6 protein-coding genes are annotated in these 13,441 nt (G+C 41.1%); 5 read left to right on the forward strand and 1 reads right to left on the reverse strand.

All coding sequences use genetic code 11. The features are described from left to right. Positions 1-86: 86 nt before the first annotated feature. A complete protein-coding gene (locus GWK08_RS04810; protein WP_163605760.1) occupies positions 87-1,220 on the reverse strand; it encodes a DegT/DnrJ/EryC1/StrS family aminotransferase in 1,134 nt (377 codons plus the stop codon). A gap of 99 nt (positions 1,221-1,319) precedes the next feature. Between GWK08_RS04810 and GWK08_RS04815 the strand changes: the two genes are divergently transcribed. The 5 genes from GWK08_RS04815 (at position 1,320) to GWK08_RS04835 (ending at position 13,049) form a co-directional block, all read left to right on the forward strand. Beyond that, entirely contained in the window at positions 1,320-2,582 is a 1,263-nt protein-coding gene (locus GWK08_RS04815; RefSeq protein WP_163605761.1) for a 3-deoxy-D-manno-octulosonic acid transferase, read from the forward strand. Between the two features lie 10 nt (positions 2,583-2,592). Then, complete coding sequence (locus GWK08_RS04820; RefSeq protein WP_163605762.1) at positions 2,593-2,898, forward strand: hypothetical protein; 306 nt, start codon at positions 2,593-2,595, stop codon at positions 2,896-2,898. Positions 2,899-3,112: 214 nt separating this feature from the next. Next, positions 3,113-3,976 carry a helix-turn-helix domain-containing protein gene (locus tag GWK08_RS04825; protein ID WP_163605763.1) on the forward strand — a complete coding sequence of 288 codons (864 nt, stop codon included), beginning with the start codon at positions 3,113-3,115 and terminating at the stop codon, positions 3,974-3,976. Positions 3,977-4,343: 367 nt separating this feature from the next. Next, on the forward strand, positions 4,344-7,679 hold the full coding sequence (locus GWK08_RS04830; RefSeq protein WP_163605764.1) for an RHS repeat domain-containing protein: 3,336 nt from the start codon (positions 4,344-4,346) through the stop codon (positions 7,677-7,679). Between the two features lie 6 nt (positions 7,680-7,685). After that, positions 7,686-13,049: a DUF6443 domain-containing protein gene (locus GWK08_RS04835; protein WP_163605765.1), complete on the forward strand. Its 5,364-nt coding sequence runs from the start codon at positions 7,686-7,688 to the stop codon at positions 13,047-13,049. Positions 13,050-13,441 lie beyond the last annotated feature (392 nt).

Raw genomic sequence — 13,441 nt, forward strand, 5'->3', positions numbered from 1 at the left:
TAAAAAATCTTAATTACACTCGGTTGGTGCGCACAAAATTAAATCTGACGCTATTTCGTCTCAAATAAAAAGAAACGTTTGATCATTTATTTGGATGTAAATTCAATTACTTTGGATGTAATAAAATCGATCTGCTCATCATCCAATTCGGTATGCATGGGCAGGGAAATAACTTCCTTTACCAACTGGTTGGTCACTACAAAATCCTCTTCCTTATATCGCTTATCAACATAGGCTTTCTGAAGGTGTAAAGGGATGGGGTAGTACACACCACATGGAATACCGTTCTCATTCAGATGCTTCGCCAAAGCATCTCTGTCTGTCCCTTTTACTTTTAAGGTATACTGATGAAAAACATGGTTATCATCAGCTCCGTCCCTGAAAGGTGTCTCAATATTTTCTACGGTCTCAAATGCTTTATCATATTTATCGGCGGCGGCTCTTCTGGCCTTATTATACGCATCCAGATTCGGCAGTTTAGCTCTCAGAACTGCTGCCTGTATGGAATCCAGGCGGGAATTAACCCCCACTACATCGTGGTGGTAACGCTTATACATTCCGTGGTTAACCACACCTCTTATTGTATGTGCCAGGTCGTCATTATTGGTAAAGATAGCACCTCCGTCTCCGTAGCACCCTAAATTCTTGGAAGGGAAAAAAGAAGTCGAAGCAACATCTCCGATAGCTCCGGTCTTGGCTTTTGAGCCATCCTTAAAAGTATAGGTTGCACCAATTCCCTGAGCATTATCTTCTATAACATAGAGGTTATGTTCCCTGGCAATCTCCATAATTGCATCCATATTGGCGCATTGCCCGAAAAGGTGTACGGGTACTATGGCCTTGGTTTTTGGTGTAATAGCTTTTCTTATTGCTTCCGGATCGATATTAAAAGTATCGGGTTCCACATCAACCAGTACAGGAGTAAGTTGTAACAGGGCAATAACTTCTACAGTAGCTGCAAAAGTAAAATCGGCAGTGATCACCTCATCACCGGGCTTCAGCCCGAGCCCCATCATACATATCTGCAGCGCATCCGTACCATTGGCACATGGAATTACGTGCTTTACCCCGAGATAATCTTCAAGTTCTTTTTGAAAAGTGTGAACTTCAGGGCCGTTAATAAATGCTGTGGAATTGATTACTTCATTAATTGAGGTATTTACCCTCTCCTTTATGGATTCATATTGACCTTTGAGGTCAACCATATGTATTTTCTTCATTTATGCCTTACTTAAGATGAAACAATATTACAAAATTAAGCAACGGCAGCCAATGAATTTTTAGAAAGAAACGTATTTTAGCAGCAAAGAATAAACAAGGTGTCTTTTATATACAATTTATTGATCTATATCGTTGGTTTCTTCCTTAAAATCGCCTCTTTTTTTAATAAAAAACTCCGGCTTTTTGTTGATGGGCGAAAAACAGTTTTTCAAAGCCTTTCCGAACATATAGATCCGGCCGATAAACTGATCTGGTTTCACACCGCTTCTTTGGGAGAATTTGAACAAGGCTTACCCATCATAGAACGGATAAAACAGGAATATCCTGATCTTAAAATACTGCTTACTTTTTTCTCTCCTTCCGGATACGAAGTAAAGAAAAATCACAAGGCTGCTGATATCATCACTTATTTACCTCTGGATACCAAAAAGAATGCGAGAAAGTTCCTGGATCTGACCAGGCCACAACTCGCTGTCTTTATCAAATACGAATTCTGGCCCAACTACCTTTCCGAACTAAGACAAAGGGAAGTACCCACACTACTGGTTTCGGGTATCTTCAGAAAAAAACAATCCTTCTTTAAACCCTATGGAGCTTTTATGCGAAAGGCATTAAGGAGTTTTGATCACTTTTTTGTTCAGGATCAAAATTCAAAAGAACTTCTCAATTCCATCGGTTTTAGCAATATCACCATTTCGGGGGACACCCGTTTTGATAGGGTGAATGAGATCTTAAGCAGGGATAATTCCCTCCCTTTTATCGAAGAATTCAAGCAAGATCGCCTTTGTATAGTTGCGGGAAGCAGCTGGCCTGAAGATGAAGCTCTCCTGGTAGATTTTATCAATCGCTCTGATTCTGAAAAAATAAAATTTGTCATTGCTCCTCATAACATAAAACCTGCTCAGATAAGTCAGCTGAGCAGTGCTATAGAAAAAAAGACCGTACTCTTTTCGGAGATGGAAGGGAAAGACTTGTCCTCCTTTGATGTTTTTATTGCAGACACCATTGGTATCCTTACCAAGATATACAGCTATGCAGATATCGCCTATGTAGGCGGAGGTATGGGCAATAGCGGACTCCATAATACCCTGGAGCCGGCCGTATTCGGTATTCCGGTAGTGATCGGTAAAAACTATTCGAATTTTAAAGAGGCAACCGACCTGGTAAAACTGGGAGGTATTGTAAGTATTTCTAACGGAAATTCCTTTAATGATCAGCTTTCACAACTGACAGAAAACAGGGAATACAGGGAAAAATGCGGGAAGATCTGCGGCGATTATGTCTCAGAAAATACCGGTGCCAGCATCCAAATCCTCTCTTATATCCGTACATTATTCAAGAACAAACTTTCTAATCAATAAACATCACATTATGAGAAAAGTATTTTTAAGTCTTACTGTTATGGTAATGGCCGTATCGCTCCTGAGCTCCTGCAGGGACACCAAGGAAAAGGCAAAAGAAGCCATTGAAGAAACCAATGACGCCCTGGAAGAAGCGTCGGAAGATATAAAAGAAGCAGTAGATGATACCAAGGAAGCTTTAAAAGAGGCAAAAGAAGATGTTAAGGAGGCCGTTGAAGAAGTAAAAGAAGCTACCGAAGATATTAAGGAAGATGCCAAAAGGCTCCAGGAAGACGCAAAAGAACTGGTCGAGGAACTAAAAAAAGATGACCATTAATTAATTTAGATTTATTGTGCCAGGACCTCCGTTACAGCGGAGGTTTTTTATTTAAAAAGACTTAAAGAATACAAAAAGGAACTCAACAGCCGGAAATCAGGCTAAGTTTTGCAAGATTTCCCTCAATCATCGCTTTTTTTCCTTTTTTGGCTTAATTTTTATGCAGATTATGCTATTTTTAGTAATCTAGTAGACTAAAGACCTAACCTTCCGAATGAAAAATTTACTATTTGACGACAAGCTACAGATATTTAACCTGCATTATTTATCGGCGGGGGATTCTATCAGTTTGGATCATCTCGATTTTGATCATGATAAGAGTTCCCTATACTGTATAGTCTGGAACCGGGATGAGCAGAATATCTTTCTGATAGACGGTCTGCCAGTTACCCTGGATAAAAATGAAATGACCTTTATAACTCCCAATCAGAGTTTTGACATCACCAAGTGTAAGGGAGAAGTCCTGATCCTGCGATTTAACCGGGATTTCTATTGTATTTATCAGAATGATCATGAAGTTTCCTGTAATGGCCTCCTCTTTTTCGGGTCGATGGGAAATCCTATCCTTATTCTCGATTACCTGAATAGTTCCCGCATGGAAATGCTCTTAACGGTCATCAAGGAGGAATTTGATATGCTGGATCATATCTCGGGAGAGATGTTCCGTTCCTTGCTAAAACGATGGATCATCATTAGTACCCGGGTAGCCAGGAAGCAGCTGTTTGAAACCGATTATCCCAACATTAATATTGAGGTTTTCCGCAGTTTTAATATGCTGGTGGAGGAGAATTTTAAAAAGCTTCACCTGGTAAAACAATATGCCGATCTTTTAAACAAGTCTCCTAAAACACTGGCTAATATCTTTAAGCAGTATAACCAGCCTTCTCCTAACAAGATCATTCAGCACCGGATCATTTCGGAAGCAAAAAAATACCTGATCTATTCGGAGAAATCCGTCAAAGAGATCGCAGCCGGACTTGGTTTTGAAAGCAGCGGCACCTTTAGCCGTGCCTTTAAAAATGAGACCAGCACCTCCCCTCTCCAATTCCGGATGGAAAACAAGCCGCCTGCGGTTTAATCTTATTAAAATTAGAAGGCCTCACATACCACTAATCATTTCCTGAAGAAATTTACTGAGGAATCATTTTCTTCTATTCTTCAAATACTAAATTCTAAATATCTTCTCATCAGCAGAAAACCCATCTGTATCGAAAAATATGAGATACTAATTTAACTCTTACAAATGTAATTTTTGGGTAATAAAAATGCTCTTAGACAGCATTTTCTAGAGTCTTCCTACTTCTTTATATTACACTAATTACTACAATTTTATAAATATTTTCTTTCATATTATAAAAAATACTTACATTTGATACATTAATTGTAGGAATTTATTTCAATACCCATATAAAAATACACTAATTAATACCAAAAATTTCGATGTTATGAAAAGACCTTATTGGCTTCTGGCCTTTTTTTGTAGTCTTATGGGAATGGGCGTTTATGCCCAGGGCAGTGATGTTGCCCTCCCCGAGATCATTCCGCCGTCTCCGACGGTCGCATCTCTGATGCAATTTGAAGAAGTTCCTGTCGATTATTACAGCGGACAGGCAAACATTAGTATCCCTTTATATTCACGTCCTTTATCGGGCGGACTGGGATTATCATTCGGTTTAAGTTATCACACCACCGGTGTACGTATTAATGAGCGTTCAGGCTGGACAGGCACGGGCTGGTCGCTTACAGGTCTGGGAGTGATCTCCAGAACAGTACGTGGTGTTGTAGACGAAGAAGCGAACGGCCCTGGTATTAGGACCGGCGTACTTCACAATGACGATTTCTGGAACTACGCCAATTTAACCACGGCTGAAAAAGACGAATTTAACTGGAAGGCCAATGGAAGTAGTTCTGATAAGTACGACACCCAGCTGGATCTGTATCAGTTTAGTCTACTTAATATATCAGGTCGTTTTGTAATTATCAAGGAAAATGGAGCTCTGGTGCCTAAACTACTATCTAGAGCTCAGCAGGTAAAGATCGAGCTGGACTATGATCCCGTAACCCTAGCAGTAAATTCCTTTACCATTACAGATACCGCTGGCTATAAGTATATTTTTGATGAGATAGAAAATGTGGAATCTATTCCGGTAACCGGAAGCGTTCCTCAGGGCGGTACTGGAAGTATTCCCGCTTCTCCGGGAGCACTGATCAATAATCGTTCGGCATGGCATTTATCTATGATCACTACCAGTAATGGTGAAGAACTGGTAAGCTTTGACTATACTCCCATCCAGGAGTTATACACCGCTTCGATCACCAGAACTTACAACGATATTATCTCGCCTGTTACAGCGGAGTTTATGGCCAATGCCTATAACACTAGCATATTAAAGCCGGAACAAACCGTTTCTTATTATACTACAAATACCGATACCCGAAAACTATCCAAAATCACCTTTAGGGATGGAGTAACTATCGATTTTGTAACCGACAATACCCACCCGGAAACAGGAGGAGCTATCTTAAAGGATATTATTATTAAAGATGAACAAGGGCAGGAAGACAAGCGATATACTTTAAGCTATTCTACTATAGCTACCCGTCTTTGGCTGGACGAGGTATCGGAAAAGGCGGGAAGCCTTTCCTATGACCATACGCTTTCCTATACAAACAGGAGCCAGTTACCGGCTTTTGACTCCGAGAGTGATGTCTGGGGTTATACCGACGGTTATACCAGTAACAGTAATTCCTGTCTTGACAACCTGACTTTCGATAAAGACGCTATTAAAACAGGACTTTTAAACAAGATCACTTACCCGACAGGAGGTAGCAAGGAATTTGTTTTTGAGCATAATACTTTCTCTTTTCAGGGAAGTCAAGCACTGTCATCGGATGTGTATATGGCCAACCCGGATAATTATACTCCTACCACCCTATCACTTACTTTATCGGGATCTAATAACAACCCGCCACCTACGCCCACGGCGGTAACTATAGGTTACAATCAGGATGTATATGTAAACACTTCCCTTCAGAGTGGGACCCAGGCCGATGCTGACAGATTCAGAGTGGTACTTACCGCTTCTAACGGAGATGAGTACTGGGCGACCTTAAGCGAAAGCTGTATCAAGTTCTCCGTACCTGCGGGAAGCTATACCTTCGGACTTAAGCTTATAGACGGACTTACTTTAGATCCGTATTCGGCTACCACTTTAGCCAAACTGCATTATGGGGTTGCTAACTCTTCTCCCAAGGAATATCTTTTGGGTGGAGGAGTTCGTATTAAGGAAGTGATCTTCAGGGATGATGAAAACCCAACGGCTATTCAAAAGAAGGTAAGCTATAGTTATACGGAAGCGAACGATACCAACAAATCATCCGGATCTATTGACGGGCGTATCGGAAACCTGACGAAAAGCTATCAGATTACTGAAACCAGATATCTTTTTAGTACATCAGATAATAGAGAAACAACATTTTCTCCTACCAATGTAACCTATCAAGTTATCTCTAAAGAGCCGAATACGCAGCTTACCCGGGGGAGCTATGTGGGTTATAAAACGGTTAGCATGTTTGAGGACAATCTTGGAAAGTCGGTATTTACCTTTACCTCTGCCAGGGATTTTGCCAGTCCGCCGGAAACCTTCACTTATCCGTACAGGCCGGCACCTAACCTGGAGTTTAAAAGAGGGCTTTTGTTAAATCAGAAAGTATATGACAATAGTGACAGGGTCTTATCCGAAGTCGTCAACGAATATAATCTCCCATCAGAAGTAACTATAGCTTCTTCCTTTAATGTAGAGCCTATTAATTGTGCCTGGACGCAGTTTTATGATCAGTATTTTCACTATATCAATACCCTTCCTCAAAATGCACCGAATTGCGGCGGAGGTTCTGTTAATACCGATTGTATAGCAGCAGGAAATTACCAGAACTGCGGCCCTGCTTTTTTCACCTTTACCGATAATGTGACCTCGGGCTGGTCGCCACTAACACAAGCGATCAACAAAAGTTATTTCTATGATGTACAAGGCACTCAGAGCGTAGTGGAACAACGTCAGACCTTTGAGTATAACCAGATAAACTATCAGCAAAAGGTGGTTAATACTTACCTGGATGAGAATGGTACCAGCACCCATAGGAAGACAGAACTTTTCTACCCGGTAGAGAGCTATCCCACTTCAGAATATACGCAGGATGAGCAGACAGTGATCACTAAAATGGTTACACTTAACCAGATCAGCAGCCCGATCTATACTAAAAACTATGAGGACGGGGTCCTGCTTTCCAGCCTTCAGAATGTGTATAAGGAATATCATACCGATATGATAAAAATGAAGGAGGTAAAAACCAAAAAAGCTAACGAAGCGGTAGAGCGAAGGATCAACTATGTGCATTACGATACTAATTGCAATCCGGTAGAATTAAGCCAGGAAGACGGGGCGCCGATCACCTACCTGTGGGGTTATAATCAGACCTATCCGGTAGCTAAAATAGATAATGCTACCCTGGCAGAAGTAGCTACGGCATTAAGCACAACCACCAGTTCCCTGTTAGAGAACGGGATTACCAACCTATCGAGTTTAAATAATCTTAGAACAGCGCTTCCGAATGCTTTTGTAAGCACCTACGAGTATGATCTTTTGGCAGGGGTAACAACCATGACCGATCCGCGCGGGTATACTACCACTTACCAGTATGATGAGTACAACCGCCTGCAGGCGATCCGAGATGCAGATAACAGATTGCTTAGCGATTACCAGTATCACTATAAAAACTAAACGAAGATGAATACGAAATTCCATAAACATATATTCTCGGCCCTGCTGTTTCTGTTGATGAGCTATGCGGGCCACGCCCAGCTTACCGGTCCGGGCGGAGGCGGGGGTTCCAATTGTCCGGAACTGCCCACCACACCAACCGTTACCTATAATTGCGGAAATACGGTTTTAACAAGAGCTAATCCTCCAAGTGGGGAAACCTGGTACTGGCAAAGTTCTGCCAGTGGAACCAGCACCTCCAATTCTTCGGTAAGTATTACCCGTACTAGCGGTACGATCTATTATTTGAGAGCACGTAATAACAGTAGTGGATGCTGGGGGCCGTCCGTAGGGGTAGGATATCAAATCAATCCTGTACCTACTGCACCGAGCAGCCCGACAATTACTAATAATTGTGGCAGCACAGTACTTACCAGGGCCAACCCTCCCAGCGGAGAGACCTGGTACTGGCAAAGCTCTGCTACAGGTACCAGTACTGCCAATTCTTCGGTAAGTATTACCCGTACAAGTGGAAGTGTTTACTACTTAAGAGCAAGAGGAGTTGCAGGGTGCTGGGGACCGGCAAGGACTGTAAACTATAGCATTAATAGCGTACCCTCCACTCCGAGCAGCCCATCGGTGACTAATAATTGTGGTAGTACCGTACTTACAAGAGGCGCTCCTCCAAGTGGGGTTACCTGGTATTGGCAAAGTTCTGCCAGTGGGACCAGTACTTCTAACTCTTCTTCAAGTGTTACAAGGACCAGTGGGAGCGTTTATTACCTGCGCCCAAGAAATAATAGCAGCGGATGCTGGGGAACTGCCAGAAGCGTAAGCTATAGTGTTAATAGCATTCCGACTACCCCCAGTACTCCGACAGTGACCAATAGTTGTGGCAGCACAGTACTTACCAGGGCCAATCCTCCAAGCGGAGTTACCTGGTACTGGCAAAGTTCTGCCAGTGGAACCAGTACCTCTAATTCAAGTACAAGTGTTACAAGAACCAGTGGGAGCATTTATTATCTGCGTCCAAGAAATAATAGCAGCGGATGCTGGGGAACTGCCAGAAGTGTAAGCTATAGTGTTAATACTGTACCCTCCACCCCGAGCACTCCATCGGTGACCAATAATTGCGGCAGTACCGTACTTACCAGAGGCACTCCTCCAAGTGGGGTTACCTGGTATTGGCAAAGTTCTGCCAGTGGAACAAGTACTTCCAATTCTTCTTCAAGTGTTACAAGAACCAGTGGGAGCATTTATTACCTGCGCCCAAGAAACAACAGCAGCGGATGCTGGGGAACTGCCAGAAGTGTAAGCTATAGTATTAATAGCATCCCGGCTACCCCGAGTACTCCGACGGTGATCAATAATTGCGACAATACTGTACTTACCAGGGGAACACCTCCAAGCGGGATTACCTGGTACTGGCAAAGTTCTGCCAGTGGGACCAGTACCTCTAATTCTTCTGCAAGTATTACAAGAACCAGTGGTACGATCTATTATTTAAGGGCTCGTAATAACAGTAGCGGGTGCTGGGGAACTGCCAGAAGCGTAAGTTACAGCATTACCGCATCTACAACCTGGTATGCCGACAGTGATGGCGATGGTTATGGGAACAGCGCTTCTACAACTACTGCCTGTGTGCAACCATCAGGTTATGTAAGTAACAGCAGCGATTGTAATGACAGCAACAGTGCCATTCACCCTAACACTATCTGGTATGCAGACAGTGATGGAGATGGTTATGGAAATGCATCGGTATCTTCTACCGGATGTGCGCAACCATCAGGTTATGTGATCAATGACGATGACCATGACGATACTACTGTAAATATTACCAATATTGCCCCTCAGAACTTCTATCAGGATAGTGACGGGGATGGATTTGGAGATCCGGCGGTAAGTGTATTCTACAGTGTGGCGCCTAGTGGATATGTAACCAACAGCAATGACCAGTGTCCAACGGTTTACGGAACTAATAACGGTTGTGATTATACCGCCAGTACCTTAAGTAGCACTAAGAACTATGTGTATACCCGTAACTATCAGCGGGGAATGACTGATGCCAACCAGGTTCAAAATAACAGCGATATTATTGAACAGGTAGCCTATACCGATGGTCTTGGAAGGCCTACCCAGACGGTGGCTATTAAACAGGCACCGGGCAAGGAAGATATCATTACCCATATTACTTATGATGGCTACGGACGTCAGGAGAAGGAGTATCTTCCTTTTATGTCTGCGGGAACCGTAGGAACCTACAGGACGGGTGACCAGGATCTGGCTACCAAGCAGTATCATACCACACACTATGCTGCGGACTTCCAGAATGTAACGACTTCGGATGCCAATGCTTATTCACAAACACAATTTGAAGCTTCTCCTTTAAACAGGCCTTTAAAGCAGGCTGCTCCCGGAAAAGCATGGAAACTGGGAAGCGGAAGAGAGATCAAATTTGCCTATGAGGCGAATGTAGCTAATGAAGTACGTTATTATACCGTAAGCTTTACAGGGAACGATCCCGAGACTCCGGTTTTAACGGCTAATAATCACTATGCAGCAGGAGAACTGTATAAAACGGTAACCAAAGATGAGAACTGGCAAAGCGGACAGGCCCATGATAAGGATCATACCACGGAGGAGTTTAAGGATAACAGAGGACAGGTGGTTTTAAAACGTACCTACGACCAGAATGTGGCTCATGATACTTATTATGTATATGACGATTTTGGAAATCTAAGCTTTGTATTATCTCCCAAGGTGGATACTTCGGATGGAGTAAGCACTACAGAACTTAATGAGTTGTGCTATCAATATAAATACGACAGAAGGAATAGGCTTATCGAGAAAAAGATCCCCGGAAAAGGATGGGAGTATATTGTATACAACATATTGGATCAACCCATAATGACCCAGGATCCGAATCTGCAGGCACAAAACCAGTGGTTATTTACCAAATACGATGCTTTTGGAAGAGCAGTCTATACCGGACGTATAGGTAGCAGTAGTACAAGAGCCACCTTACAGACTGCGGCAGATACAGCAAGTGTTCAGTATGAAACAAAGAGCAATAATGCCAATGCTCTTGGAGGAACAAACACTTATTACAGTAACTCGGCCTATCCGAATACAGGAATTGATCAGGTATTTAGCGTGAACTACTATGACGATTATCGCTTTGACGGCAATGTCTCAGATTTTGATCTGACCGTCCCAACAGGAAGTATATACGGCCAGGCTATCACAACACTCACCCAGGGGCTTGCTACCGGAACCAAGGTACGGGTATTGGGAACCAATAACTGGATCGTAACCCTTACCGCGTATGACAGCAAGGCACGTCCTATTTATATAGCTACCAAAAATGGGGAGTTAAATACTACCGATGTCCTGGAGAGCAAACTGGATTTTGCCGGAAAGGTAGAGGAGACTAAAAATACTCATACCAAGGGAAGTAATGCGGCTATTGTGGTTACTGAACGTTTTGAATATGATCATGCAGCCAGGCTTAAAAGGCAAACCCACCAGGTGGGAAGCGGCTCGGAAGAACTGATCGTGGAAAACACCTATGATGAAATAGGACAACTGGTACAAAAAGGAGTAGGGAATGCTAAAAGCAGTGCTACAAGATTACAGACCGTAGATTATTCCTATAATGTACGTGGATGGCTAAAGACCATTAATGATATAAATAATATAGGGAACGACCTGTTTAGTTTTAAGATTGCATATAACGATCCGACTTCGGGAACGGCGCTCTATAACGGGAATATTAGCCAAACCCAATGGAAGACAGCTAACACTGATAGCAGTTTAAAAACTTATACTTATAGCTATGATGCTCTTAATCGTATCAAATCAGGGATAGATGATACGGGTAACTATAATCTGCAAAGCATTGCTTATGATAAAAACGGGAATATTACTTCTCTGCTTAGAAAAGGACATATCAATGCGGGAGCTACCTCTTTTGGTACGATGGATGACCTGACTTATAGCTATGATAGCGGTAATAAATTAATGAAAGTGGCCGATGGAGCTACTATAGATGAATTTGGGTTTAAAGATGATGCGGTAAACACAACTACCGATACTACAGATGATTACAACTATGATGTAAACGGGAATATGATAACCGATACTAACAAAAATATTACAGCTATAAGTTATAATTATCTTAATTTACCTACAGAAGTGGTATTTGACAACGATCAGAATAAGAAAATTAACTATATTTACGATGCCGCTGGAATGAAACTTAAAAAGGTCGTTACAGACGGAAGCTCTTTAACAACCACTGAGTATGCAGCTAATTTTGTATATGAAAACAGCAATTTACAATTCTTTAGTACGGCCGAAGGTTATGTAGAACCGGATGGAAGCAATGGTTATGATTATATCTATCAGTGTAAAGATCATTTAGGGAACATACGCTTAAGCTATTCTGATGATAATGGAGATGGTAGTGTAACTTCATCTGAAATACGAGAGGAAAATAATTATTATCCTTTTGGATTAAAACATAAGGGGTATAACTCAGCTGTTATAGGTAGAAATCATAAATATGAGTACCAAGGAAAAGAAAATCAAGAAGAATTAGGATTAGAATGGCAAGACTTTGGTTGGAGAAATCATGATCCAGCTTTAGGTAGATGGATGAATCTTGATCCATTAGCAGAAAAGTTTATTGAGTATTCTCCTTATAATTCAATGATGAATAATCCAATGAAGTTCATTGATCCTGATGGAAGATTTACAGTTAATATAAATGGAGACCGTGCGGAAGAAGCTACTCAACAATTAAATGAATCTAGTAATTTAAAAATAACAAGAAATGCGGAAACGGGAAGATTATCAGCTGAAGGTGAAGCAATATCTAAGGCTGATAAGAGATTATTAGAAGCTATAAATAGCGATAAAATTACTGTTGAGTTGAATGCTAGTAGTAGTAACGTTAGTGATCAAACTGGAGGTATAATAATAGGAGGAGCTTTTGGAGGTAGCACAGTTAATGAAGATGGTACCATAACAGCAAGTCAACAAGTTAATCCGGATCATCAAAAAGGTTTAGATGGATTAATTGAAGGAGAATCAGGAAAAGGAGGGCTTGTGATGCATGAAATAATTGAAGCTTTTATTGGAGCAGAATTTTTTCCAGGAGCAAAACCAAATAGTGACGAATTTAAGACTTCTCATATTATTACAAATGGTGAGTTCCCAGGAGGGGATATTGAAAAAGTTTTCAAACAACAAGGTATAACAGTTGATATAAATAGAAAAAACAGTGTGCTACAACCTGATGGTTCTACTATTTCAGATGTTACCGTACGGACAATTAAAGGTTTGTTCGAATCGGTTATTTTTTCACAAAAACAATTAAAACACAAATAATTAAATATGTACAATAAAAGGAAATTAGTATTATTAATCTTTTGTGCTCTAATATTCAAAGTAGTTAGTTCACAAAATTGCTTGAAATACAAAATAATTGATATTGATAGTACAAAATCAACTTATTTAATCAAAGTGAAGCATAAAAAATATATAGGTTTAATAGAATCTTCCAAAAAGAACTTATCTTCAATAAAAGGTGATAAGAAAATAATTGTAGGTAAATCTTATAAACTTAACTTGAGTAAATCAAGTTTAATTACTAATCATACTATATATACTTCTAGAAGTGTTCATATAGATGACAGAAAAGTGTGGACTACTGAATCAAACTTTGACCTTCTCAGTACTAAAGATTTAAATGGGTTACACATAGCCATTCCACACAGTTG

The sequence above is a fragment of the Leptobacterium flavescens genome, from assembly GCF_010671605.1.
GTDB lineage: Bacteria > Bacteroidota > Bacteroidia > Flavobacteriales > Flavobacteriaceae > Leptobacterium > Leptobacterium flavescens.

What these genes read in the sequence shown, in the direction of transcription:
- GWK08_RS04835 (WP_163605765.1), top strand. Translation starts at nt 7,686, where the DNA reads ATGAATACGAAATTCCATAAACATATATTCTCGGCCCTGCTGTTTCTG.
- GWK08_RS04810 (WP_163605760.1), bottom strand. Translation starts at nt 1,220, where the DNA reads ATGAAGAAAATACATATGGTTGACCTCAAAGGTCAATATGAATCCATA.
- GWK08_RS04825 (WP_163605763.1), top strand. Translation starts at nt 3,113, where the DNA reads ATGAAAAATTTACTATTTGACGACAAGCTACAGATATTTAACCTGCAT.
- GWK08_RS04820 (WP_163605762.1), top strand. Translation starts at nt 2,593, where the DNA reads ATGAGAAAAGTATTTTTAAGTCTTACTGTTATGGTAATGGCCGTATCG.
- GWK08_RS04830 (WP_163605764.1), top strand. Translation starts at nt 4,344, where the DNA reads ATGAAAAGACCTTATTGGCTTCTGGCCTTTTTTTGTAGTCTTATGGGA.